Raw genomic sequence first — 23680 nt, 5'->3', positions numbered from 1 at the left:
CCCTCACCGCGCCCTGCCCTGCTCCGACCGACAGCGCACCCTGCCTGAACTGGACGAACAGGCGTACCCTGAAACGAGTGACGCGGAACGAGCCCGTTCGCCCCCTTCCTGGCGGATTCCGCCGTGAGGCAGTGAGGCACCCGTGAGGGGTGCCCTCACGACTTGCCGTGGGGAGCGGACATGGACAGGACCGTGTGGATCGCCGCCGCCTCGGCGGTCGCCGTGGCCTTGGCGCTGGTGTTCGGCTTCGGTGCGGGCTGGTTCTCCCACCAGCAGTACCTCAGGGAGAGCATCGAGTCAGCGTTCGAGGACTTCGACGCCGCGGATCCGGCACAGGAGAGCCCGGCTGAACCCACCGACGACCCCACTGACGAGCCAGCCGAGGAACCGGACGGCTCCGAGAGCCCGGACGGGAACGACCGGTGGCCGAATGCCACGCCCATGGGTGAGAGCGCCTCGGACGGCACCTGGGACATCACCCTGACCGGGGTGGAGCGCACCACCCACATCTCGGGTTCCTACTCCAATGCCACAGCGGCAGCGGGCCGGGAGTTCGTGGTGCTGGAGGCTGAGCTGACCAACGCCTCCAGCGGACCGCAGACCCCGGATGTGGACGGCTGCGAGCTGGTGGACGCCGACGGCAACCGGTACGCCTACGACCTCGACGCCCTACGGGTCCTGGACGAGAACGACGTCCTCTACTACGACGTCAACCCGGGCGCGACGGTGACCGTGTCCGTACCCTTCGACGTGGCGGAGGGCACGGAGGTGGATGTCGCCCTGATGACCGGGGTCTGGGGCGGGCCTGGGAGGGCCGAACTGGCCGTCGAGGAGGACTGAAAGCGGTGAGCGGGAAGGTCGGCGCGCCTACCCGGACGCGCCGACCTTGCCAGCCGTCACTGCCGATCAGCCCCGGCCGCCACCGGCCAGGGCCGCGACCAGGTCGGCGGCGGTCGCGGAGGCGTCCAGCAGGTTCCCCACGTGCTCCTTGGTGCCCCGGCGGGGCTCCAGGGTGGGCACCCGCTGCAGGGAGTCGTAACCCGGCAGGTCGAAGATCACCGAGTCCCAGGAGGCGGCCGCCACCTCGTCGGCGTACTTGGCCAGGCAGCGCCCCCGGAAGTAGGCGCGGGTGTCCTCCGGCGGTTCGGTGACGGCCCGCACGACCTCGGGCTCCTCGACCAGGCGCTTCATCCGGCCGCGGGCGGCCAGCCGGTTGTAGATGCCCTTCTCCGCGCGCACGTCGGAGTACTGCAGGTCGACCAGCTGGAGCCGGGGGTGGGACCACTCCAGGCCGTCCCGGGAGCGGTAGCCCTCCAGCACCTTGAGCTTGGCGACCCAGTCCAGCTCGGTGGCCAGGCTCATCGGGTCCGAGGCCAGCCGGGACAGCACCGACTCCCAGCGGTCGAGCACGTCCGCGGTGTCGGGGTCCACGTCGGTGCCGAAGCGGTCCTCCACGTACTTGCGGGCCTGGTCCAGGTACTCGCCCTGGAGTTCCAGCGCCGTCATCCGGCGCCCGTCGCGCAGCCGGACCCGGTGGGTGAGCCCCGGGTCGTGGGAGACCTCCCGCAGGTCCGCCACCGGGGTCTCCAAGGACAGGTCCGTGCTGAGGAAGCCGTCCTCGATCATCGACAGCACCAGCGCGGTGGTGCCCAGCTTGAGGTAGGTGGAGATCTCGCTCATGTTGGCGTCGCCGATGATGACGTGCAGGCGCCGGTACTGGTCCGGGTCGGCGTGCGGTTCGTCCCGCGTGTTGATGATGGGACGCTTCAGGGTGGTCTCCAGGCCGACCTCGACCTCGAAGAAGTCCGCCCGCTGGGAGATCTGGAAGCCGCTGCCCTGGCCGTCCGAGCCGATCCCGACCTTGCCCGAACCGCACACCACCTGCCGGGAGACGAAGAACGGGATCAGGTGCCGGACGATGTCGCCGAAGGGCGTCGACCGGTTCATCAGGTAGTTCTCGTGGCAGCCGTACGAGGCGCCCTTGTTGTCGGTGTTGTTCTTGTACAGCTGGATCGGTTCGATGCCCGGGGTGGCCCCGGCCCGGGCCGCCGCGTCGGCCATCACCCGCTCTCCCGCCTTGTCCCACAGCACCGCGTCCCGCGGGTTGGTGACCTCGGGGGCCGAGTACTCGGGGTGGGCGTGGTCCACGTACAGGCGCGCGCCGTTGGTGAGGATGACGTTGGCCAGCCCCAGGTCCTCGTCGGTCAGCTGGGTGGGGTCGGCCACCTCCCGCGCCAGGTCGAACCCGCGGGCGTCCCGCAGCGGGTTCTCCTCCTCGAAGTCCCAGCGGGCCCTCCTGGCCCGGGCAGCCGAAGCCGCAAGGTAGGCGTTGACCACCTGGGTGGAGGTGACCATCGCGTTGGCCCCGGGGTTTCCCGGCACGGAGATCCCGTATTCGGTCTCGATACCCATAATCCGCCGCACACTCATGTTGAAAGGTTATCCGCCACGGACCTGTCTTGAACGCTTCCGCGCCAATTGTGGCCTAAGCGCCGTCTTCCCGGGCGTTTCGAAAGGGCACCACCGGCCGTGTCCTCGCAGCTCACGGCCACTGAAGATGGATTCGCACGAAGAAAAAACAGGGCGGGGCGAACCCGGGAATCAACGGCACGTTTCACCCCTCCGGTCGAAGGGTATTCAGCCCCGCTCAGTAGACCAGCGGACCCCAACTGTCCCCGGAGACCCTGATCCCGTTGCCCATGGACTCCACCGTCAGTACCGCCACCCGGTTCTCCCGCGTGGTGACGCACAGCGTGGAGCCCACGGCCACCGGGGTCACCTGCACGCCGTGCCGGGTGATCTGGTCGACGCACTCCATGGGCGCGGGGGGATGCGCTTCCTCCCACAGGTACAGCCCGTAGCCCCGGTGCACGTCGATCTCGTTGCCGCCGGCGCACAGTCCGAACGAAGCGTTCTCGGCGATCGGGGTCCCGGGCTCGTCCAGTGTCCCGACACCGGTCGCTGAGGCCGGGACCGGCACCGAAGGTGAAGTCCACCTGCTCCGGAGTGCCCAGGTCGGCCTCGGCGACGGTGGGGCCAGGGGGTTGGGTCGGCTCCGAAGGCCGGTCCGAGGGTGCGACGGCACCCGCACCGTCACCCGATCGATCCCCGCTGGTGTTCAGGGCGAGCAGAACCCCACCCCCGAGAAGCAGACATCCCAGTGCACCCGCGGAGAGCCTCGTCCACACCGAACTGTGCGCGAGGACGCTGACCTTCCAGCCGCGGACCTCTTTCGCCACACTCAGCGCCACAAGGACCGCGCCGAGGATGAACAGTGCGAACAGGGCGACCATGATCGAGGGGTCGTGCTGGAACAGAGCGTCCATCGGCGCTCCTCTCGGTAGGGAGGCCGGGGCGGCCCCGGCCTCTGAGTATCCGTCCGAGTCCCCTATCGCACAGGCCTTTCCAATTCTTCGTTACCGTTCTGAGACTAGCCGGGCTCCGGTACCGCCGCCTCCGGACACAAGGCGATCCGGCCGCAATGGGCAGCCGCGGAAGCGGGCTCCCCGGACCACCGGGCACACGAAAGCGGGGCCCACAGGTGAACGCGGGCCCCGCTTCGGTGAGAGTGCTACGGACTGCTACAGGTACTGGCCGGTGTTGGCGACGGTGTCGATGGAACGGCCGGAGTCGGCGCCCTTCTTGCCGGTCACCAGGGTCCGGATGTAGACGATGCGCTCGCCCTTCTTGCCCGAGATCCGTGCCCAGTCGTCCGGGTTGGTGGTGTTGGGCAGGTCCTCGTTCTCGCTGAACTCGTCGACGCAGGCCTGGAGCAGGTGGGACACCCGCAGACCCTTGGACTGCTGGTCGATGAAGTCCTTGATGGCCATCTTCTTGGCCCGCGAGACGATGTTCTCGATCATCGCGCCGGAGTTGAAGTCCTTGAAGTACAGGACCTCCTTGTCACCGTTGGCGTAGGTGACCTCCAGGAAGCGGTTCTCCTCGCCCTCGGTGTACATCCGCTCCACGACCCGCTGGATCATGGCGTCCACCGTGGCCCGGGCGGACCCGTCGTGCTCGGCCAGGTCCTCCTCGTGCAGCGGCAGGTCCTCGGTGATGTACTTGCCGAAGATGTCACGGGCGCCCTCGGCGTCGGGCCGCTCGACCTTGATCTTGACGTCCAGGCGGCCGGGCCGCAGGATCGCCGGGTCGATCATGTCCTCACGGTTGGAGGCGCCGATGACGATGACGTTCTCCAAGCCCTCCACGCCGTCGATCTCGCTGAGCATCTGCGGGACGATGGTGTTCTCCACGTCGGAGGACACGCCCGAGCCGCGGACCCGGAAGATCGAGTCCATCTCGTCGAAGAACACGATCACCGGGGTGCCCTCGGAGGCTTTCTCCCGAGCGCGTTGGAAGACCAGGCGGATGTGCCGCTCGGTCTCGCCCACGTACTTGTTGAGCAGCTCCGGGCCCTTGATGTTGAGGAAGAAGCTCTTGCCGACGTCCTTTCCGGTGCGTTCGGCGACCCGCTTGGCCAGCGAGTTGGCGACCGCCTTGGCGATGAGCGTCTTACCGCAGCCGGGCGGGCCGTAGAGCAGCACACCCTTGGGCGGGGTGAGCTTGTGCTCCCGGAACAAGTCCTTGTAGAGGAAGGGCAGTTCGACCGCGTCGCGGATCATCTCGATCTGCCCGGACAGGCCGCCGATGTCGGTGTAGGAGATGTCGGGGACCTCTTCGAGGATGAGTTCCTCGACCTCGGACTTGGGGATCCTCTCGTACACGTATCCGGAGCGCGGTTCCAGCAGCAGGGAGTCACCCGGCCGGATCGGCTCGTCCAGCAACGGCTCGGCCAACCGGACGATCTTCTCGTCGTCGTGGTGCGAGATCACCAACGCCCGCAGGCCGTCCTCAAGGAGCTCCTTGAGCATGACGACCTCGCCGACGGTCTCGAACGACTCCACCTCGACGACGTTGAACGCCTCGTTGAGCATGACCTCCTGGCCGGGGCGCAGGTCGTCCATGTCCACGGAGGGACTGACGTTGACCCGCATCTTGCGGCCGTTGGTGAAGATCTCGACGGTCTCGTCGTCGCGGGACCCAAGGTAGACACCGAAGCCCGACGGCGGCTGCGCGAGCCGGTCGACCTCCTCCTTGAGTGCCACGATCTGCTCGCGCGCCTCCTTCAGTGTGGAGACGAGCCGTTCGTTCTGCCCGTTCGTGGCGGCGAGGTTGGCCTGGGCCTCCCGCAACCGCTCTTCCAGCAGGCGTACATGTCGGGGCGAGTCGGCGAGCTTACGCCGAACCACGCTGAGTTCCTTTTCCATGTAGGAGACCTGGGCCGTGAGTTCAGCGACTTCACGGTCCCGGTCGCTTTGACGCTCGTCTTCGCGCTCGGCCACGTCCGCCACCTCCCTTTGAGAAGGACGACTACTGGGGGTCCTACCTATCGCACACTATTCCTAACCACTCAGACTTTGGAAGTCTCGCGGGGATCGCTCGCTCGACTGACAAAGACACAGGTCACAGCGGCAGCGGATGACCCGACGTAATGAGAAAGTAACCTCTGCGGCAGCTCTGGGGCAAGTGCCGCCCCGGTGTTTCGGTGTTCATCGCCGGCCACAGCCGGCCGTTCCCAACGGCCCCGGGCGTCTTTCACGCCCCGCGAGGGTTCCGCGGACACGAAAGCAAAAAGGGCCCCGTTCCGGACACCATGCCCGAAAAGGGACCCTCGCTGTCACGCGCCGGGCGTGTCGCCCGGCAGGGTGTCGGCTACTCGCCGCCCTCGGGCGACTCGACCTGGGGCGCCTCGACGGCCCCGGCCTCGGCGCCGCTCTCCGTCGCGGTGACCGCGGCGGGCTTGGCAGCCTTGGCCCCGGCGTCGGCGGCGGCCTTGGCCGCCTCGTAGTCCTTGCCGTAGGCGCCCTTGGCCGGACGGCGACGGCGCTCGGGGGCCGCCACACCATCGGCCAGACGGCGCGCGACCACCAGGAAGCCGGTGTGTCCGATCATGCGGTGGTCCGGGCGGACCGCCAGACCCTCCACGTGCCAGGTGCGCAGCATGGTCTCCCAGGAGCGCGGCTCGTAGAAGCGGTCGTCACCGCGCAGCTCCTCCACCACACGGGAGAGCTGGGTGGTGGTGGCGACGTAGCAGCACACCAGACCGCCGGGGATCAGCGCCTCGGCGACCGCGTCCAGGCACTCCCAGGGCGCGAGCATGTCCAGGAAGACCCGGTCCACGTCGGTCTCGTCGAGCTCCTCGACCAGGTCTCCCACGGTGAGCTTCCACGCGGGGTGCGGACCCCCGTAGAAGTTCTCCACGTTCTTACGCGCGATCTTCGCGAAGTCCTCGCGGCGCTCGTAGGAGTGGACCATGCCCTGTTCGCCGACCGCGCGCAGCAGCCAGTTGGACATCGCGCCCGAGCCGGCGCCGGCCTCGACCACCCGGGCGCCCGGGAAGATGTCGGCCTCGACCATGACCTGGGCCGCGTCCTTGGGGTAGACGATGGTCGCACCACGCTTCATGGAGAGCGTGTAGTCGATGAGCAGGGGGCGCAGCGCCACGTAGGCCGTGCCGGTGTTGGAGGTCACCACACTGCCGTCGGGCTCGCCGATGAGGTCGTCGTGATCGACCTTGCCCTTGTGTGAGTGGAAGCTTCCGCCCTCACGCAGTGTGATGGTGTGCATGCGACCCTTGGGGTCGGTCAACTGCACGGTGTCGCCGTCGGTGAAGGGGCCGCGGCGGCCATGGATACCGGTCAACGTCGCTCTCGTCTTCCCACGTCGCGTTTGGTCGGGGCAATCGCCCAGCGTATCGGCCCCGGGCACCAGGACGAACCACCGCCGCCGCCGGTACGGCCGGGAACGGAGCCGAAGGCGTGCGAAAAACCGTCCCCTTGGGCAGTATCAGGCGTGGGGAACTTCAACGCACCCATCCAATCCACGAGGACTCCGGGAGACACGACCCATGTCACAGCAGACCACGGGCCTGGGAATCGACATCGGCGGCAGCGGAATCAAGGGCGCCCCGGTCGACCTGGTCTCCGGCGAGTTCCTCCGGGACCGCCTGAAGATCCTCACCCCAGACCGCTCGGACCCGACCGCGGTGGCCAGCATCGTCGCCGAGATCGCCGAGCACTTCCCCGAGACCGCCGGGGCTCCGCTCGGCGTCACCTTCCCCGGTGTGGTCCAGGGCGGGGTGGTGCGCACCTCCGCCAACCTCGACAAGGGCTGGGTGGACACCGACGCCCACGCCCTGTTCGGCGAGGCGCTCGGCCGACCGGTGCGAGTGCTCAACGACGCCGACTCCGCCGCGCTGGCCGAGGCCCGCTACGGGGCGGCCAAGGGGGTGGACGGCACCGTGCTGCTCACCACCCTGGGCACCGGGATCGGCACCGCCCTGGTCGTGGGCGGGCGACTGGTGCCCAACACCGAGTTCGGCCACCTGGAGATCGACGGGCACGACGCCGAGTCACGCGCCTCCTCCGGCGCCAAGGAGCGGGAGGGGCTCTCCTACCCCGACTGGGCCAAGGGGCGGCTCCAGCGCTACTACCGGACCATCGAGGACCTGGTGTGGCCGGACCTGATCGTGGTCGGTGGCGGGGTGAGCCGCAAGGCGGACAAGTTCCTGCCCCACCTGGACATCCGCACCCCGATCGTGCCCGCCGAGCTGCGCAACACCGCGGGCATCGTCGGCGCGGCCCTGTACGCCGCGCAGGCCCAGTCCGCCGCGGAGGTCTAGGGGTCCTCCGCGACGGACCCTCGGTGGGAGGGAACGGGGGTGAGGGGCGCCCGCCTCGACACGGCGGAGCCGGGTGCCCCTCGGGGAGCGGCCGGGGACGGCCCGCTTCGGGTGTCGAACGGGTCCAGGACCCGCACAGAGGGAGACTGGGCCGCGGGTTCGACCCCGGACACCGTTCCGACACCCGGGACTGTGCGCGCACAGCCCGTCCTGTGGTCCGGGCGCGGTCGGCACCCGGACGCCTCTGTCAGCTGCCCTTCGTCAGCCGCCCTCCGCCGACGCGGACAGGGCGCCCACGATCCTCCGGGCCGCATCGGAGGTCCGGGTGACCGGTGAGAGCGGGACCCCGGACAGCGCCGAGGGGACGCCGTCCTGACGGGGCCAGCGCATCCACCACCACAGGTCGCCCCGGTGGGGGCGCAGCAGGGCGCTCTGGGGCCTGGCGGCCGGTCCGGCGTCGACCACACCGGACACCCCGTCCTCACGGGCCTCCACCCCGCGGGCCCGCAGTTCCACCGCCATGCCCCGAAGGGCCAGGACGGCCAGGTCGACCGGGTACAGAGGTTCGGCGCAGGCGCGCGCACCGGGCTCAAGGGGGGTCTGCGCACCGAATTCGGTGCGGGTGGGCCCGCTGAACACGCCCGGCGAGTCGGCGCCGTGATCCGGGTGCCCGCCACCGGCCAGACTCGGGTTCCCCGCCGGTGGTGTCTCAACGGTCACGTGGCCTCCCCCTGCGCTTCCCGGGCCCGGCACACGCACGACCGGGACCTGCCGACCCCTTCACTGTGCCGCACTCGGAGACGGCCCGGGTACGGCTATGCGGATCACGCATCACGCCTTCTTTTTCACACATAGCCACCAAGAGCGCCTGGAATCCCTAACCTAAGCTGCATGCCCCAAGCAGACGGTGATCTTCCCGACGACCTGTGGACCAGACCGCGCATGGCCGCCGCCCTGGCCACCTGTGACATGCCGACGGTCATCGAAGGCGTGCGCACGGCGCGCGGCTGGTCCCAGAGCGAACTGGCCCAAGCGCTGACCTACTCGCAGAGCTGGGTCTCCCGGGTCGTCAACGGCCAGCAGACCCTCACCGTCAGCCAGGTTCAGGACCTCGCCCAACGGCTGCACGTCCCGCTCCACCTGCTCCGCTTCGGCGGCTCCGTGTCCGAGGCGGCCACGGCACCGGGGGCGGCTTCCACCAGGCAGGGGGTGAAGACCACGAGATTCCGCGACTTCGGCAAGACGGTCGCCGCGGGCACGTTCATGGCCACGGCGTCGCGCCAGGCCGCAGAGGCCGGCGCCTACCACGGGGTCGACGAGACCACCGCCCCCGCGCTGCGCTCCATCACCGGCGGGCAGCGCCGTATGGACGCCAACTCCCCCGCCCGCCACCTGCTGCCCAGCGCGGTGGCGCACGTGCAGCTGGCCGAGCAGATGCTCGGTAACGCACGCGGGACACCCTTCCACACCGAACTCAGCGCCTCGGCCAGTGAGGCCTCCGGCTTCGCCGCCTGGCTCAACGCCGACCTCGGCGACATGGGGTCGGCCCGCATGCACTACCGGACCGCGGTCGTGCGCGCCCGGCAGGCCGGGATGCGCCTGCTGGACGTCTACATGCTCGGCTCCCTGGCCGCCTTCGAGATCGACGTCGCCGAGGACCCGGAGCTGGGCCTGGGCCTGGTGAAGGAGGCCGAGCACGTCCTGGGCCCCTCGGCCCACCCCACCGCCCGCGCCTGGCTGGCCTGCATCGGGGCGCTGGCCCACGCGGGGATCGGCGACCGCGTGGCCGCGGCCCGGGCCATCCGGCACGCCGAACGCGAGATCGCCCGCCCGGACAACGCCGAACCGCCCTGGCCGTGGGTGTTCGCCTTCGACGAGGCCAAGGTCGCCGGATACCGCGCGCTGGTGGGGGTCCGGCTGCGCAGCCCGCACGAGGCCCGCGCCGCCTTCGCCGAGGCCGTGGCCCCCTCGCCCCGCAACGTCAAGCAGTCGGCCCTGCTCAAGGTGGAGCTGGCCTCGACCCACGCCGAGGCCGGGGACATCGACGAGGCCTTCCGGCTCGCGCAGGAGGCGCTCACCACCGGGGTGCGCTTCGACTCCGAGCGCGTGGTGGGCCGGGTGCGCTCCTTCCGAAAGCGCTACCGGGGCCCACGGGCACACTGCGTCGAGGACCTCGACAACAGACTTTCGTCCCTTGTTACCGGCCTTCCCGTGAGTGGGTAGAAAGCTGGCGAAGCGAGCAGCAGGGAGGTCGCGTGATTCGGATCGGAATCACCGGACACCGCAATCTGGACCCTGACGTGATCGGCGCCGTCGCCGGTCTGGTCAAGGCACAACTGGAACCGTACGGATGCGAGATGGTAGGGCTGTCCTGCCTGGCGGACGGAGCCGACGCCGTCTTCGCCGAGGCGGTCGTGGCCGCCGGTGCCCCGTTGGAGGCGATCATCCCGGCGGCCGGGTACCGGGAGGCCCTTCCCGCCGAGCACCACCCGGTGTACGACCACCTCCTGGAGCAAGCGGTCCTGGTCCACGAATTACCCCATCGCGAGTCCGCGCCCCGTGCCCACATGGCCGCAGGGCGCCTGCTCGTCGAGCAGTGCGACCACCTGGTCGCGGTCTGGGACGGTGAGCCCGCGCGCGGCCCCGGCGGCACCGCCGACGTGGTCGCCTACGCCCGCGCGCTGAACCGCCCCGTCACCGTCCTGTGGCCCGAGGGCGCCAAGCGCTGAGGCCGGGTCCGGGTCCGGGTCCGGCCACGCCCCGGGCTCCGGCCCGCCCCGGGTGCGGCTCAGCCGCGCCCCTCCTCACCGGCCACGTCCCCCGCGCCCTCCACCGTGCGGCCGGCCATCGCCGCGTTGACGTCCACGGCCCGCAGCACGCCCAGCAGGGTGCCGTCGGCCTCCAGCACAAGATACTCCGGCAGCGGTGACCTGGTGAGCTCTTGCAGGAGCTCCTCCCCCTCCAGGTCCGCGGCGACCGTCGAGTGCCCGGTCAGCGCCCGGGACACGTCCGCGACCGGGACCCAGTCGCGGCGCGCGCCGGTGATCGCCTCCGCGGCGGCGGGGTGCAGCACCGAGATCGGCGTGCCCCCGCTGTCGGTGACCACCACGGCCGCCGCGCCCGCTTCTTCGGCGCGGCGGTCGGCCTGGGCCAGCGGCAGGTCCGCCGGGACGGTCACGGCCGACCTGGCCAGGGCGCGCGCCCGCAGCCCCGGCACCCGGGCCCGGATGCGGGCGTTGCGCAGCGCCTCGCTGGCGCTCATCCACATGAACCCCGCCAGCACGACCCCCCACACGACCGCCCACGGCCCCGGAGTGCTCCCCGCGCTCCAGGCGAACAGGAACGGCAGGGCCACCACGACCAGGGCGAGCACCCTGCCGCCCCAGGCCGCGACCACACTGCCGGTGTGTCTGCGTCCGGTCAGCTTCCACACCCCGGCGCCCAGCAGGCGGCCACCGTCCAACGGCAGCCCCGGCAGCAGGTTGAACACGCCCACGAGCAGGTTGGCGACCCACAGTTGGAAGAGCAGTTCACCGGTGACGCTGAAGGGGTCGGCGAAGGCGGTCAGCGCGAACGTGGCGGCCGCAAGCACCAGGGACAGCAGCGGACCGGAGAAGGCGATCCAGAACTCACGGCCCGGGGTGGGCGCCTCCCGGTCGATCTCGGAGACCCCGCCCAGCACGTAGAGAACGATGCGGCGCACCGGCAGCCCGTACCAGCGGGCCACCACCGAGTGCGCCAGTTCGTGCACGAGCACGGAGGCGTAGAGCAGGATCGCGAAGACGAAGGCCAGCAGGTAGGCGGAGGGCCCCAGCGCGAGCCTGGACTGGACGATGCCACCGTAGACCAGCGTGATCAAGATGGCGACGATCCACCACGAGGAGGTGACGTAGACCGGCACCCCGAACGGGCGGCCCAGGAGTAACCCCGGCCGCTTCTTCCTCGCGCGGTCGTCGGTCGGGGGTCCGGTGCGGTCACTGCCTCTGCTCACAGGTCCACACTAGGTCCCCCACCTGGATGGTCTCCTCCAGGGTCGACGCCCCTCATCGGCTCGGGCATAGGCTCGGAGCATGACCACCGCGCCGCTGCCGACCGCTCTGTCGCCTTCCCGGGCCTCCGACTTCCTCCAGTGCCCGCTGCTCTTCCGGTTCCGCACCATCGACCGCCTGCCCGAGGCGCCCAGCGCCGCCGCACTGCGCGGCACCCTCGTGCACGCCTGCCTGGAGCGGCTCTACGAGCTGCCCGCCGACACCCGCACGCCCCGCACCGCGCTGAGCCTGGTCGACCCGCAGTGGGAGAGGATCCGTACCAGGAAGCCCGAGGTGGCCGAACAGCTCTTCCCCGGCGAGGAGGGGCTGGCCGACTGGCTGGAGTCGGCCCGCACCCTGGTCAAGCGCTACTTCGACCTGGAGAACCCCGAGCTCTTGGAGCCCCGCGAGCGCGAGATGCGGCTGGAGGTCTCCCTGCCCACCGGCCTGCGGCTGCGCGGCTACGTGGACCGGCTGGACGTGGCGCCGGGCGGACAGATCCGGGTGGTCGACTACAAGACCGGGAAGTCACCGCACCCCAGGTTCGAGGACAAGGCCAAGTTCCAGATCTTCTTCTACGCGGTGATGATCTGGCGCGACCTGGGCGTGGTGCCCGCCCGGCTCCAGCTCGTCTACCTGGGCGACGGATCGGTGCGCTGGTACGACCCCACCGAGGAGGAGCTCGCCGCCGCCGAGGCCGAGATCGGCGACATCTGGGCGCGGATCGAGGCGGCCGGGCGCGCCGGGAAGTGGGAGCCCAAGCGCAGCAAGCTGTGCGGCTGGTGCGAGCACCAGGCGCTGTGCCCGGAGTTCGGCGGGACCCCGCCGCCGCTGCCCACCGAGCGTCCCCCCATGTAACGAGGTCCCCCCATGTAACGAGCAGGGGTGACGAGCAGGTGGAGTGAACGCGGGTGGCGACCGGGTCATGACGGGCACCCGTGACGAGCGCCCCAGGTCGGGCGCCTCAGCCGGACGAGGCACTCCGGGAATGCGGGAGAATCGGCCCGTGCCCGCCTCAACCCCCGTCTCAGTCCTGCTCGTCGACGACCAACCCCTCGTCCGCGCGGGGTTCCGCATGATCCTGGAGTCCGCGCCGGACGTGTCGGTGGTGGGCGAGGCCTCCGACGGCCGCGAGGCCGTGCGCGCGGCCCGCGGCCTGCTACCCGACGTCGTCCTCATGGACATCCGCATGGCCGGTATGGACGGGATCGAGGCCACCCGCGAGATCGTCGAATGGGCCCGCCCGCTCGGCCACGGGGTGCGGGTCCTGGCCCTGACCACCTTCGACCTGGACGAGTACGTGGTCGGGGCGCTGCGCGCGGGCGCCTCGGGTTTCCTGCTCAAGGACACCCCGCCCGCCGAACTCCTCTCCGCGGTGCAGGTGATCGCCGAGGGCTCCTCCGTGGTCTCCCCCGCCGTCCTGAACCGTCTGCTGAACAGGTTCGCGACCCTGCTGCCGCTGCCCGACGCCGTACCCGATCCGCCCGAGGACACCCTCACCCCGCGCGAACGCGAGGTGCTGAGGCTGGTCGCCCGGGGCTGGTCCAACGGGGAGATCGCCGCGCACCTGGTGCTGGGCGAGACCACCGTCAAGTCCCACGTGGGCAGCATCCTCACCAAGCTGGACCTGCGCGACCGCGTCCAGGCGGTCGTGCACGCCTACGAGACCGGTCTGGTCCTCCCAGGACAGGCCGACGAGACGGGTGAGGGAACCAGCGGCAAGCAGCACGGTGAGGCTTCGGGCCCCTCGGTCTGAGGGCTCCGTGGAGCCCCTGGAAACGGCGCGTCGCCGCCCTCGGCCGACCGCGCGCCTTGGCAGGATGACCCGGTGACCGAACTCACCGGTGCCACCGCGCCCGGGGGGCGAACCCGGCAGGGGGGCGCGGCGTCCCCCTTGGGGTTGGCGAGGCAGTGCGTCGGCCATCATGGGTGCGGGCGACGGGGAGGAAACGGAGTACAGCGATGCCAAGCAAGCGGGAGCGTTCGGGGCCGCCGAGCGAGGAGTTCATGCTCAGTCGGATGCGCGACTGGCGGGCCGAGCACGAACGCGAGCTGATCCCGGACGAGCTGGAGGACGAGGACGTCAAGCTCCCGGACGCGCGGGCGATCAACCTGGTCCTGCGCGTGGGCGAGCTGATGCTGGCCAGCGGTGAGGGCACCGAGGCCGTCAGCGAGGCCATGCTGAGCCTGTCCGTCGCCTTCGACCTGCCCCGCTCGGAGGTGTCGGTCACCTTCACCACCATCTCCCTGTCCACCCACCCGGGCGGGGACAGCCCGCCGGTCACCGGTGAGCGGGTGGTGCGCCGCCGCACCCTGGACTACTTCCGCGTCAACGAGCTGCACACCCTGGTCCAACAGGCGGCGCTGGGGCTGCTGGAGCTGGAGGACGCCAACGCCCGCCTGGAGCAGATCCGCCGGGCGCGCATGCCCTACCCGAACTGGATGATCGCGGTGGGCTTCGGCCTGATCGCCTCCAGCGCCAGCCTGATGGTGGGCGGCGGCCCGATCGTGGCGACCGTGGCCTTCCTCGCCACGGTGCTGGGCGACCGTACCTCGGTGTTCCTGGCCAACCGCGGGGTCGCGGAGTTCTACCAGATGGCGGCGGCCGCGGTCGTGGCCGCCTCGATCGGGGTGGGCCTGCTGTGGGTGAGCACCGAGATGGACCTAGGCCTGCAGGCGGGCGCGATCATCACCGGCAACATCATGGCGCTGCTGCCGGGCCGTCCGCTGGTGTCCAGCATCCAGGACGGCATCAGCGGCAGTTACGTCTCGGCGGCCGCCCGGCTGCTGGAGACCTTCTTCATCCTGGGCGCGATCGTGAGCGGTGTGGTCACCGTGGCCTACACCGCCACGCGTCTGGGGGTGGACCTGGACCTGGAGAACCTGCCCTCGGCCGGGACCTCCCTGGAGGTTCCGGTGCTGGTCGGCGCGGCCGGGATCGCCATGGCCTTCGCCATCTCGCTGGCGGTGCCGCCTCGCATGCTGCCCACGATCGGCGCGATGGGCGTGATGATCTGGCTGATCTACGCGGGACTGCGCTTGCTGCTGGAGGTTCCGCCGGTGGTGGGCACGGTCGTGGGCGCGGTGGCCGTGGGCGTGGTCGGGCACTGGCTGGCCCGGCGGACCCGGCGGCCGGTACTGCCCTACCTGATCCCCTCCATCGCGCCGCTGCTGCCCGGCAGCATCCTGTACCGGGGGCTGATCGAGATCACCCAGGGAACGGCGGTCTCTGGGCTGCTCAGCATCGCCGAGGCGGTCATGGTGGCGTTGGCGCTGGGCGCGGGGGTCAACCTCGGCGGCGAGCTCATCCGGGCCTTCCAGCGCGGCGGTCTGGCCGGGGCGGGGATGCGCAGCCGTCCGGCGGCACGGCGTACCCGCGGCGGTTACTGATCTGGCGGGCCCGTTCCTGGCCGGACCCGGTCAGGAACGGAGCGGATCCAGCAGAACCAGTGGGCAGTGACGTGGGTCTCAGTTAGTACGAGCGAACAACAAGAAGGTCGTGTTGTTGTCGCCCAAACCGACAACACCATGTGATGTCAGACACTATTGTTGACCTCAGCTCAACGAGGAGCACTCCAACGAAAGGCTCTGTCATGTGTAGCCATTCACCATCCTGCCCGTCCTTCGAGGACACCGACCGCGAGGCCGCGCGTGTCCTGTCCAGCCATCCCGAACAGGGGTGGAGCCTGCTCTGCAACGGCGTCGTCCTTTTCGAGGACACCGGCGAGCTCCTCCCCGACGGGGCTGTTGTCGCCCCGCACCGTCCCAAGGCCGCTGCTTGAGCAGCGTGGACAGTGCTGCCTGAGACGTCTCAGCGGCCGTCGGGCCAGTTCTCGGGCAGCACGTCCTCGCCCATCGCGGCGCTGAGCCGGCGCCGGAAGTCGGCGTGTACGGCACCGCCCCACACCAGCTCGCTCGGAGTGCGCAGCGCCTCCTCCATGGCGGCACGCAACGCGGCCGGGCGGGCCTCGCCCTCCACCACCGGGACCGCCAGCAGGGCGTGCATCTGGGTGATGACCGCGAACAGCTCCCCGGCGAGTGCGGGCGCGCTGGATGTGGCCACGGCCTCCTCCAGGTAGACGTCCCACCAGGGCTCGGGGGGCTCCTCCCCGCCCTCCTCCGGGGGCTGGGCGAAGGAGCGCCGCAGCCGTTCGCGTACCGCCTCGGCCGTGTCCCGGTCGCGGCTGTCCAGACCCGCCCGCCAGACCTGTTCGGCCGATTCCGGTTCGCCGCGCAGTGCCAGCAGCCCGGCGAGCAGCTCCACCGCCGCACCCGAGGTGCGCGGCTCCGGGTGCGTGCCCTGCGCTTCTTCGTTGGCGGACTGGTCGGCGACGGCACCCACGTCCGCGATGGCCCGCTCCAGGTGGGTGGCGGCGCGCAGCAGCCGCAGACCGGGGTCGTCCCCCACGCTCAGCCCGCGTTCGACCGCCACGGCGGCGGCGTCGGGCCGCCCCCGCTCCAGCAGGCGGCCGGCGAGGTCGCGGGCGGCCTCCACGACCGTGGTGGCGTGCAGGCGGCTGATCGGCTGGTCGGCGGACGGCAGCTCGAGCACGGCCTCCCAGTGCTCCTCGGCCTCCTCCGGCTCACCGCGCAGCTCCGCCTCGCGGGCCAGTCCGTAGCGGGCCACCGCGGTGTAGGCGGGACCGCCCAGATCCAGCAGCCGGTGCCAGACCCGCGCGGCCTCGCCGTGCGCGCCCTCCTGTTCCAGGGAGAGCGCCAGGTGGTAGGCGGCGCGCGGGGCGTAGCGGGCGTCTCCGGTGGCCAGGGCGCGGCGCGCGGCCTCCCGGGCGGCGGCCAGGTCCCCGCGCTGGTCCTGCACCACGGCCAGCCCGAGCAGCGCCCTGGCCTGTACCGCGGGCCGGGGGTTGGCCGCGACCGCCTGCTGGTAGAGCTTGGCGGCCCGCTTGAGGTGGCCGTTCTCGGCCAGGTCCTGGGCCTGTGCGCACAGGTCGTCCGCCTCCCCGGCGACGGGCACCTCGGTGTCCCCTGCGTCGTCGGGATCGGTGGCCTGGGGCGTGGGGTCGGCGGGGCCAGAGCGCGCGGAGGGTCCGGACGTCGTGGTCATTCGTTCCGCTTTCCATGGGGGTGTCGGGTCCGGTCGGCGGGGAGCGCGGACCGTGCGGCTTGACCGCGGCCGGTGGGGATCCGCGGCGGTGCAACTCTAACGCGCCCTCCCCCGGGTGCCGGGGGCCCGCGGTGCGGGTGTCGGCTTCCGTGGTTCTTCCCGATCCGCCAGCGGCCTACTCCAGCACCGTCTTTACAGCGTAGATTCACTATGACCCAAGGGAAGGGCGCCGCCCCCTGCGGGACGGCGCCCTCTCACCTATGACCCGCCCAGGGCCTCCTTAGAGCTCGAAGGCCTCGGGCGGCGGGCAGGAGCAGACCAGGTTGCGGTCACCGTAGGCCTGGTCGATCCGGCCGACCGGCGGCCAGTACTTGTCCTGGCGCAGCGCCGACAGCGGGTAGGCCGCCTCCGAACGCGTGTAGCCGTGCTTCCACTCGTCGGCGGTGACCGCCTCGGCGGTGTGCGGGGCGCCGCGCAGCGGGTTGTCCTCCGCGTCCCACTCGCCCTCGGTCACGCGGTCGATCTCACCGCGGATGGCGATCATCGCCTCGATGAACCGCTCCAGCTCGGCGAGGTTCTCGCTCTCGGTCGGCTCGACCATCAGCGTACCGTTGACCGGGAAGGACATGGTCGGCGCGTGGAAGCCGTAGTCCATCAGGCGCTTGGCGATGTCCTCGTTGCTGATCCCGCTGGTCTTCTGCAGCGGACGGACGTCGATGATGCACTCGTGCGCGACCAGGCCGCCCGCACCGGTGTAGAGCACCGGGTAGTACGGCTCCAGGCGCTTGGCCACGTAGTTGGCCGAGAGCACCGCGGTCTCGGTGGCCGAGCGCAGGCCGTCGCCGCCCATCATCCGCACGTACGCCCAGGAGATCGGCAGGATCCCCGCGGAGCCGAACGGCGCGGCAGAGACCGGGCCGACCCCGGTGTGCGGGCCCGCCTCGGGCTGGCCCGGGTGGTTGGGCAGGAAGCCCGCCAGGTGCGAGCGGACCGCGACCGGGCCCACGCCCGGGCCGCCGCCGCCGTGCGGGATGCAGAAGGTCTTGTGCAGGTTCAGGTGGCTCACGTCCGCGCCGAACTCGCCCGGCTTGGCCCAGCCGACCAGCGCGTTCAGGTTGGCGCCGTCGACGTAGACCTGACCGCCCGCCTCGTGGACCAGGCGGCAGACCTCGGTGATGGTGTCCTCGTACACGCCCGCGGTGGAGGGGTAGGTGACCATGATGGCCGCCAGGTCCTCGCGGTGCTTGTCGGTCTTGGCACGCAGGTCGGCGAGGTCGACGTTGCCGTCCTCGTCGCAGGCCACCACGGCCACCCGCATCCCCGCCATGACCGCGCTGGCGGCGTTGGTGCCGTGCGCGGAGCTGGGGATGAGGCAGATGTCGCGGTGGGCCTCACCGCGCGAGCGGTGGTAGCCGCGGATCGCCAGCAGACCGGCGAGCTCACCCTGCGAACCGGCGTTGGGCTGCAGGGAGACCGCGTCGTAGCCGGTGACCTCGGCCAGCCACTTCTCCAGGTCGCGGATGAGCGAGACGCTGCCGGCCGCCTGGTCGAGCGGGGCCAGCGGGTGCAGGCCCGCGAACTCCGGCCAGGTGACGGCCTCCATCTCGGCGGTCGCGTTGAGCTTCATGGTGCACGAGCCCAGCGGGATCATCGTGCGGTCCAGCGCGAGGTCGCGGTCGGACAGGCGGCGCATGTAGCGCAGCAGCGAGGTCTCGCTGCGGTGGGTGTTGAATACCGGGTGGGTGAGGTAGTCGACGCCCCGAGCCAGGTCCGCGGGAAGACGGTCGGCGTCCTCGTCCACGGAGACCGGGCCGCGCTCGGCGCCGCGGTCGGCCTCGCCGAAGGCCGCCAGGACCTTGTCGAGGTCGGCGACGGTGGTGGTCTCGTCCACGCTCAGGCCGACCGTGGTCTGGTCGACGCCGAGCAGGTTGATGCCGGCCTCCAGGGCCCGCTCGACCACGCGGTCGGCGTTGGGCACGCGCACGCGCAGGGTGTCGAAGTACTCGCTGTGGAGCACCTCGAAGCCGCGCCGGGTGAGCGTGTCGGCCAGGGCGACGGTGCGGGTGTGCACCTGGCGGGCGATCGCGCGCAGGCCGTCGGGTCCGTGGTAGACGCCGTACATCCCGGCCATGACGGCGAGCAGCACCTGGGCGGTACAGATGTTGCTGGTGGCCTTCTCCCGGCGGATGTGCTGCTCGCGGGTCTGCAGGGCCAGGCGGTAGGCGGGCTTGCCCGCGTTGTCCACCGAGACCCCGACCAGGCGGCCGGGCAGCTGGCGGCGAAGCTTCTCGCCCACGGACATGTAGCCGGCGTGCGGGCCGCCGAAACCGAGCGGGACACCGAAGCGCTGGGTGGAGCCCACCGCGATGTCGGCGCCCAGCTCACCGGGGCTGCGCAGCAGGGTCAGGGCGAGGATGTCGGCGGCGACCACGGCCAGGGCGCCGCGCTCGTGCGCCTGGGCGATGACGGCGCTGGGGTCGCGCACCACGCCGCTGGAGGCGGGGTACTGGACCAGGACGCCGTAGAAGTCGCCCTCGGGCAGGCCCTGGGTGAGGTCGGCGACGACCACCTCGATGCCCAGGGGTTCGGCGCGGGTACGCAGGACCTGGAGGGTCTGCGGGAAGACGTCGGAGTCGACCACGAACACGTCGCTCTTGACCTTGGTCGACCGGCGGGCCAGGGTCATGGCCTCGGCGGCGGCGGTGGCCTCGTCCAGCAGGGAGGCGCCGGTGATGGGCAGGCCGGTGAGGTCGGAGACCATGGTCTGGAAGTTGATGAGGGCCTCGAGTCGGCCCTGGGAGATCTCCGGCTGGTAGGGCGTGTAGGCCGTGTACCAGGCCGGGCTCTCCATGATGTTGCGCAGGATGACCGGGGGCGTGAGCGTGCCGTAGTAGCCGCGGCCGATCATCGAGGTGTTGAGCTTGTTGCGCGAGGCGAGGTCGCGCAGCTCGGCCAGGGCCTCGGCCTCACCGATGGCCTCGGGCAGGTTGAGCGCGGCGCTCTGCCCGGGGGCGCTGAGGATGGACTCGGGCACCGCCGCGGTCATGAGCTCGGCGGTGGAGCCGTAGCCGACCGTCTTGAGCATCTCCGCGGTCTCGGCGGGCGTGGGGCCGATGTGGCGGTCGGCGAACACCCTGGCGGGCGCGCCCGAGGTGGGGACATTCGACGGGTCAGGCACGGAGACCTCCTGGTGACAGGGCCGATCGGGTCGGCGGTGTTCCTCACGGTCTCCCCCTCTGTCACCGGGCACGGCGGTGCCCAGGCTTCAGAGCGGCCTACTCCGCGCGGTCCATGGTGCCTGAGAGGTTACTGGGGAGTATTGCCCCGTCGGCGCCCCGTTGCCGAGGTCTCTCCCGCGCGGTATCAGCAGCCTGCTGACGCTCTGTATATGTGTACAAGCAGGGTTGATGTCGGTTTTCATCCCCGTTGCGACTACGACCGTACTCGATCGGCCCCGAGCCACGGAGCCAGGGCACACCTTTTCGGCGGATCGCACGGACGTCGTGGCTGGCCACCACCCGAACGAGTGACCGCCCTCACAGACACGTGCGGCGAGAGAACGCAGACCACCACTGTTCTGGCTCGACCGGACAAGCGAGTAGTGAGCCCGAGCGTCCTCGAGACGGCCAGTGAGCTAGAGCAAGCCCTTGCGACCGCAGTACAGGACGAGCACGGACATCTCCCGGTAACGGTCCGCCTCTCCTTCCAGGGCGCCCGTCATACCCAGATCACGGGCCAAGAAGCGGGCGGTCAGGGCTTCCTCGTCCAATTGCCCTCTCTGAGCCAACTCCGCACTGTGGGAGACCTCAGCACACCGATTCACCCTTTCCGGCTCCGTGGCCCCGTTCCACCAGGTTTCGGCCGCTCGCGTCGGCACCGGGTGCCTATCTCTGGCCTCAGCCAACGCGATACGAAACTGGACTTCGGAGACCACAGCGCGGATGGCGAGCAGCGCCAAGAGGGCAACGAGGACGATAAGGGCAGCCCGCACCCAAGCAGGCAGGGTTCTGAAACGTTTGAGGCCGGAGGCGAGCGGCGGATTCAAGGGGATGGGCCTTCTTGTGTGAGCGGAGCACATACGGCGCCCGCATACGTCTCTAGGAGTGAGCGCTTTCACCACTCGCCCCAAGACTACGCACCAGGATCGTCAGCGGCCCACCGGATACGCACCAAACTCGCCCATGTCCGCCCGCGCCCAAGCAGACGGAACCGGGGTCAGCCGGTACGCCGCTCCCTGCGGCGCTGGGCCAGCTCGTCCACGGGCTGGGGAGCCGCCGCCGGAAGGTCGGCCCGCTCCTCGGCGGGCACCACCCCCAGGGCCTCCTCCAGCTCACGGGAGACGTTGGCCAGGGCCAGGCCGAACATGCCCTGCCCGCGCTGCATGAGGTCGACGACCTCGTCGGGGGAGGTGCACTCGTAGACGCTGACGCCGTCACTCATCAGGGTGATGCGGGAGAGCTCGGCGGCGGGGCGCCCGCGCAGGTGGTCGACCGCGGTCCGGATCTGCTGCAGCGAGATCCCGGTGTCCAGGAGCCTCTTGGCCACCTTGAGCATCAGGATGTCCGGGAGGCTGTACAGAGGGGCGTTGTGGGCTCCAGTGCGCACACTCGGCTCCACCAGGCCGGTCCTGGCCCAGTAGTCGAGCTGTCGATAGGTGATCCCCGCGGCCGTACACGCCGCTGGGCCCCGATACCCGACGTCCGTAGGCAGCGCCATCACGTCCTCTTCGCACAGTAGGCCCTGCTGCCCCGCTAGCCGCAGCGCGGACCGCCTGTCATGGGGATCCCGTTTGCCGCTCGCTACCGCCACGCCGACCTCCGGCTTCTCGGCCCACGACGGCATCGACAGGGGAAGGTCCACTCAGGGAATGGGCGCGCCGTGGGGTTCACAGCACTGACCGTAGGACGGCCGCAAGGCAGCGTCAACGAAGCCGCTCGGCGCGTCGCCAAGTGCGTACGGCGACGCCGCCGCGGCACCGGAGCCGGCGGCGCGCGAACGCGCCCGGCGGTTTTCGGCTGCGCACTCCACGACCATTCCCTTCGCCTAATCTACCACTCACACAACTGACAAAGCCGCAGGTCACGGCCGTGTTCTTCGGGGCGCACCCCGAATCCGCCCGAACCACTCATTCCGGTCAAGAATTCCTTATCCCTACAGGACACAGGCTCCCCGGGAGACACAAGGCGGGGCCCGCGGTGCGCGGGCCCCGTCATGTCACGTGCTGCGTCGGCCGAAGTCCTCGGGCGAGATGTTGTCCAGGAACTCCCGGAACGCCTCGACCTGGTCCTCCTGCTCGTCCGGGATCGGCATCCCGGCCTCCTCGATCACGTCCTCGTGGGCGTAGATCGGGGTCCCCGTCCGTAACGCCAGGGCGATCGAGTCCGAGGGGCGCGCGCTGACCTCCACCCCGTTGCTGAAGACCAGCTCGGCGTAGAAGATGCCGTCGCTCAGGCCGGTGATGTTCACCGTCTCGAGCCCCGTGTCCAGTGCGTCCAGCACGTCACGGAACAGGTCGTGCGTGAGCGGGCGCGCGGGCGCCACGCCCTGCTGGGCGAGCGCGATGGCGGTGGCCTCCACCCCGCCGATCCAGATCGGCAGGTAGCGGTCACCCTCGGATTCCTTGAGCAGGACAATCGGTTGGTTCGAGGGCATCTCAACCCGGACGCCGACGACTTCCATGTGCTTCACAGCGGCTCCGTCCCACGAGTCGTCATGCCGGATGGGCGCTCGTCCCTGCTCCCCCGTCGGACCAGGACCCGAGGGCGAAATCGGCACCCTTCGTTACAAAGCTCTCCGGAGGCGGGGGGCCGCAAACCTCTTCGGCCCTCCCACCCCCGTCGACCGTGGTCAGCGCACCGTCATCGGCGCGGTTTGGTCAGCAGGACCATCCGGAACTTGCCGATCTGGATCTCGTCCCCCCCGCCCAGTTCGGCCTCGTCCACCGGTTCCCGGTTGACGTAGGTTCCGTTGAGGCTGCCGACGTCGCGGACGCCGAAACCGTTGCCGCGGCGGAAGAACTCCACGTGGCGGCGGGACACGGTGACGTCGTCGAGGAAGATGTCGCTGTTGGGGTGGCGACCCGCGGTGGTCACGTCGCTGTCCAACAGGAAACGGCTCCCGGCGTTGGGGCCTCGTCGAACCACCAGCAAAGCGGTTCCGGGGGGAAGGGCGTCGGCGCTGGCGGGGTCGTCGCCGCCGAGCTCGTCACCCGGCTCCTCCTCCTCGAGGGCCTGTATACCGGAGATGGAGATGGTGGAAGTGACATCTCCCCCGGCGTCGCCACCAGCGCTGGGCTGGGGACTCTGGGGTTCGGCCCTGCGGACGGGGGTCCCACAGTGGGAGCAGAAACGGGCATCATCCGCAACGGCGTGACCGCACTGCGTGCAGTAAACGCTCGACATAGGTCGGCTCGGCCTCCTACCGCACGGGGCGGTGCTTGATTCGGCTGATCGGTGGCGCGTCCCGGCCGATCGGCGGGCACCGGGCCCACCCGTCTTCCGGGACACGGCGGGACGGCCCGCTGTCGCGGCAGCGGTACGGCCCACACGGTCGGTCGCTAGGTCTCATCCCCCATGTTGTACAACTTGTCACCCCCCGTTGGGTGTCCGCCGTTGCCGGGATTCCCGGGGCGGGTGGTGACACGGTGCTTCAGGGAACACTCGACTTTAAACCATATCCCTGTCCAGACAGGGTTTTGCTCCCCCTCGGCCCGCCGCGAGCACCCTGGGGGCGCCCGCACTGTGGGGTTGGGCCGCGTCGACACCTGGGGCGCCGCCTCGGCCTCGGACAGGCCTCGTGGGAAACCAACACCTGTTCTGGAACAGATGCCCGGTCCGGGCGTTTGGTTCTCCGGATTCCCGAATAGATTTTCACACACCCCCAAACCATGCCCTGACCTGGTCTTTT

General features: G+C 70.5%; 20 protein-coding genes and 1 riboswitch. Of the genes, 8 read left to right on the top strand and 12 right to left on the bottom strand.

Annotated elements, in window-relative coordinates; genetic code table 11:
• The first annotated feature begins 180 nt into the window (after nt 1-180).
• Nucleotides 181-840 carry a DUF4352 domain-containing protein gene (locus HNR07_RS04115; protein ID WP_184362119.1) on the top strand — a complete coding sequence of 220 codons (660 nt, stop codon included), beginning with the start codon at nt 181-183 and terminating at the stop codon, nt 838-840.
• 66 nt (nt 841-906) lie between these two features.
• Here HNR07_RS04115 and dop read toward each other — a convergent pair whose 3' ends face one another.
• From dop to HNR07_RS04095, 4 genes are all read right to left on the bottom strand, one after another.
• Nucleotides 907-2430, bottom strand: coding sequence for a depupylase/deamidase Dop (gene dop / locus HNR07_RS04110; protein WP_344074868.1), 1524 nt, complete (start codon nt 2428-2430; stop codon nt 907-909).
• A 217-nt stretch (nt 2431-2647) separates the two neighbouring features.
• Nucleotides 2648-2980, bottom strand: a complete 333-nt coding sequence (locus tag HNR07_RS04105; protein ID WP_184362116.1) for a hypothetical protein — start codon at nt 2978-2980, stop codon at nt 2648-2650.
• Nucleotides 2981-3581: 601 nt separating this feature from the next.
• Complete coding sequence (gene arc / locus HNR07_RS04100; protein WP_184362113.1) at nt 3582-5351, bottom strand: proteasome ATPase; 1770 nt, start codon at nt 5349-5351, stop codon at nt 3582-3584.
• A gap of 361 nt (nt 5352-5712) precedes the next feature.
• Nucleotides 5713-6702 carry a tRNA (adenine-N1)-methyltransferase gene (locus HNR07_RS04095; protein WP_184362110.1) on the bottom strand — a complete coding sequence of 330 codons (990 nt, stop codon included), beginning with the start codon at nt 6700-6702 and terminating at the stop codon, nt 5713-5715.
• Between the two features lie 205 nt (nt 6703-6907).
• On the opposite strand from HNR07_RS04095, the gene ppgK reads away from it, so the two are divergent.
• Entirely contained in the window at nt 6908-7681 is a 774-nt protein-coding gene (gene ppgK, locus HNR07_RS04090; RefSeq protein ID WP_184362107.1) for a polyphosphate--glucose phosphotransferase, read from the top strand.
• A gap of 261 nt (nt 7682-7942) precedes the next feature.
• Here ppgK and HNR07_RS36035 read toward each other — a convergent pair whose 3' ends face one another.
• Nucleotides 7943-8401, bottom strand: a complete 459-nt coding sequence (locus HNR07_RS36035) for a hypothetical protein (RefSeq protein WP_376769901.1) — start codon at nt 8399-8401, stop codon at nt 7943-7945.
• A gap of 222 nt (nt 8402-8623) precedes the next feature.
• Here HNR07_RS36035 and HNR07_RS04080 point away from each other — a divergent pair, with 222 nt between their 5' ends.
• Together HNR07_RS04080 and HNR07_RS04075 are read left to right on the top strand one after the other, a co-directional pair.
• Nucleotides 8624-9904, top strand: coding sequence for a helix-turn-helix domain-containing protein (locus HNR07_RS04080; RefSeq protein ID WP_184371427.1), 1281 nt, complete (start codon nt 8624-8626; stop codon nt 9902-9904).
• Nucleotides 9905-9936: 32 nt separating this feature from the next.
• Nucleotides 9937-10410, top strand: a complete 474-nt coding sequence (locus HNR07_RS04075; protein WP_184362104.1) for a hypothetical protein — start codon at nt 9937-9939, stop codon at nt 10408-10410.
• 59 nt (nt 10411-10469) lie between these two features.
• On the opposite strand, the gene HNR07_RS04070 is transcribed toward HNR07_RS04075, so the two are convergent.
• On the bottom strand, nt 10470-11672 hold the full coding sequence (locus tag HNR07_RS04070; RefSeq protein WP_184362101.1) for a site-2 protease family protein: 1203 nt from the start codon (nt 11670-11672) through the stop codon (nt 10470-10472).
• 79 nt (nt 11673-11751) lie between these two features.
• Here HNR07_RS04070 and HNR07_RS04065 point away from each other — a divergent pair, with 79 nt between their 5' ends.
• The 4 genes from HNR07_RS04065 (at nt 11752) to HNR07_RS04050 (ending at nt 15491) form a co-directional block, all read left to right on the top strand.
• The gene (locus tag HNR07_RS04065) at nt 11752-12567 is read left to right on the top strand and encodes a RecB family exonuclease (RefSeq protein ID WP_184362098.1); all 816 of its coding nucleotides are present in this window, start codon (nt 11752-11754) and stop codon (nt 12565-12567) included.
• Between the two features lie 130 nt (nt 12568-12697).
• Complete coding sequence (locus HNR07_RS04060) at nt 12698-13465, top strand: response regulator (RefSeq protein WP_184362095.1); 768 nt, start codon at nt 12698-12700, stop codon at nt 13463-13465.
• Between the two features lie 206 nt (nt 13466-13671).
• Nucleotides 13672-15099, top strand: coding sequence for a threonine/serine exporter family protein (locus HNR07_RS04055; RefSeq protein ID WP_246420072.1), 1428 nt, complete (start codon nt 13672-13674; stop codon nt 15097-15099).
• 203 nt (nt 15100-15302) lie between these two features.
• Nucleotides 15303-15491, top strand: a complete 189-nt coding sequence (locus tag HNR07_RS04050) for a DUF5999 family protein (protein ID WP_184362093.1) — start codon at nt 15303-15305, stop codon at nt 15489-15491.
• Nucleotides 15492-15520: 29 nt separating this feature from the next.
• Here the strand turns inward: HNR07_RS04050 and HNR07_RS04045 are convergent, their stop codons facing one another.
• The 6 genes from HNR07_RS04045 to HNR07_RS04025 form a co-directional block, all read right to left on the bottom strand.
• Complete coding sequence (locus HNR07_RS04045; protein ID WP_184362091.1) at nt 15521-16774, bottom strand: tetratricopeptide repeat protein; 1254 nt, start codon at nt 16772-16774, stop codon at nt 15521-15523.
• Nucleotides 16775-17054: 280 nt separating this feature from the next.
• The gene (gene gcvP / locus HNR07_RS04040; protein WP_184362089.1) at nt 17055-19952 is read right to left on the bottom strand and encodes an aminomethyl-transferring glycine dehydrogenase; all 2898 of its coding nucleotides are present in this window, start codon (nt 19950-19952) and stop codon (nt 17055-17057) included.
• A 97-nt stretch (nt 19953-20049) separates the two neighbouring features.
• A riboswitch (glycine riboswitch) is annotated at nt 20050-20140 on the bottom strand.
• A 268-nt stretch (nt 20141-20408) separates the two neighbouring features.
• Nucleotides 20409-20543 (bottom strand): hypothetical protein, encoded by a 135-nt coding sequence (locus HNR07_RS35430; RefSeq protein WP_281386363.1) that lies wholly within the window; start codon nt 20541-20543, stop codon nt 20409-20411.
• Nucleotides 20544-20989: 446 nt separating this feature from the next.
• Nucleotides 20990-21490, bottom strand: a complete 501-nt coding sequence (locus tag HNR07_RS04035; protein WP_184362087.1) for a MerR family transcriptional regulator — start codon at nt 21488-21490, stop codon at nt 20990-20992.
• A gap of 498 nt (nt 21491-21988) precedes the next feature.
• Complete coding sequence (locus tag HNR07_RS04030; RefSeq protein ID WP_017583139.1) at nt 21989-22462, bottom strand: bifunctional nuclease family protein; 474 nt, start codon at nt 22460-22462, stop codon at nt 21989-21991.
• Nucleotides 22463-22632: 170 nt separating this feature from the next.
• Complete coding sequence (locus HNR07_RS04025) at nt 22633-23175, bottom strand: FHA domain-containing protein (RefSeq protein WP_184362085.1); 543 nt, start codon at nt 23173-23175, stop codon at nt 22633-22635.
• Nucleotides 23176-23680: the final 505 nt, after the last annotated feature.

It is taken from the genome of Nocardiopsis metallicus (assembly GCF_014201115.1).
Lineage (GTDB): Bacteria > Actinomycetota > Actinomycetes > Streptosporangiales > Streptosporangiaceae > Nocardiopsis > Nocardiopsis metallicus.
The sequence above is the reverse complement of the archived record's forward strand: the minus strand, read 5'-3'. Positions and strand labels throughout refer to the sequence as shown.

Bases quoted from the DNA above. Each gene is read 5' to 3' on its own strand.
- HNR07_RS04065 (WP_184362098.1), top strand. From the start codon at position 11,752: ATGACCACCGCGCCGCTGCCGACCGCTCTGTCGCCTTCCCGGGCCTCC.
- dop (WP_344074868.1), bottom strand. From the start codon at position 2,430: ATGAGTGTGCGGCGGATTATGGGTATCGAGACCGAATACGGGATCTCC.
- HNR07_RS04080 (WP_184371427.1), top strand. From the start codon at position 8,624: ATGGCCGCCGCCCTGGCCACCTGTGACATGCCGACGGTCATCGAAGGC.
- HNR07_RS04025 (WP_184362085.1), bottom strand. From the start codon at position 23,175: ATGTCGAGCGTTTACTGCACGCAGTGCGGTCACGCCGTTGCGGATGAT.
- HNR07_RS04035 (WP_184362087.1), bottom strand. From the start codon at position 21,490: ATGGCGCTGCCTACGGACGTCGGGTATCGGGGCCCAGCGGCGTGTACG.
- HNR07_RS04055 (WP_246420072.1), top strand. From the start codon at position 13,672: ATGCCAAGCAAGCGGGAGCGTTCGGGGCCGCCGAGCGAGGAGTTCATG.
- ppgK (WP_184362107.1), top strand. From the start codon at position 6,908: ATGTCACAGCAGACCACGGGCCTGGGAATCGACATCGGCGGCAGCGGA.
- HNR07_RS04050 (WP_184362093.1), top strand. From the start codon at position 15,303: ATGTGTAGCCATTCACCATCCTGCCCGTCCTTCGAGGACACCGACCGC.
- HNR07_RS04060 (WP_184362095.1), top strand. From the start codon at position 12,698: ATGCGGGAGAATCGGCCCGTGCCCGCCTCAACCCCCGTCTCAGTCCTG.
- HNR07_RS04045 (WP_184362091.1), bottom strand. From the start codon at position 16,774: ATGACCACGACGTCCGGACCCTCCGCGCGCTCTGGCCCCGCCGACCCC.
- HNR07_RS04115 (WP_184362119.1), top strand. From the start codon at position 181: ATGGACAGGACCGTGTGGATCGCCGCCGCCTCGGCGGTCGCCGTGGCC.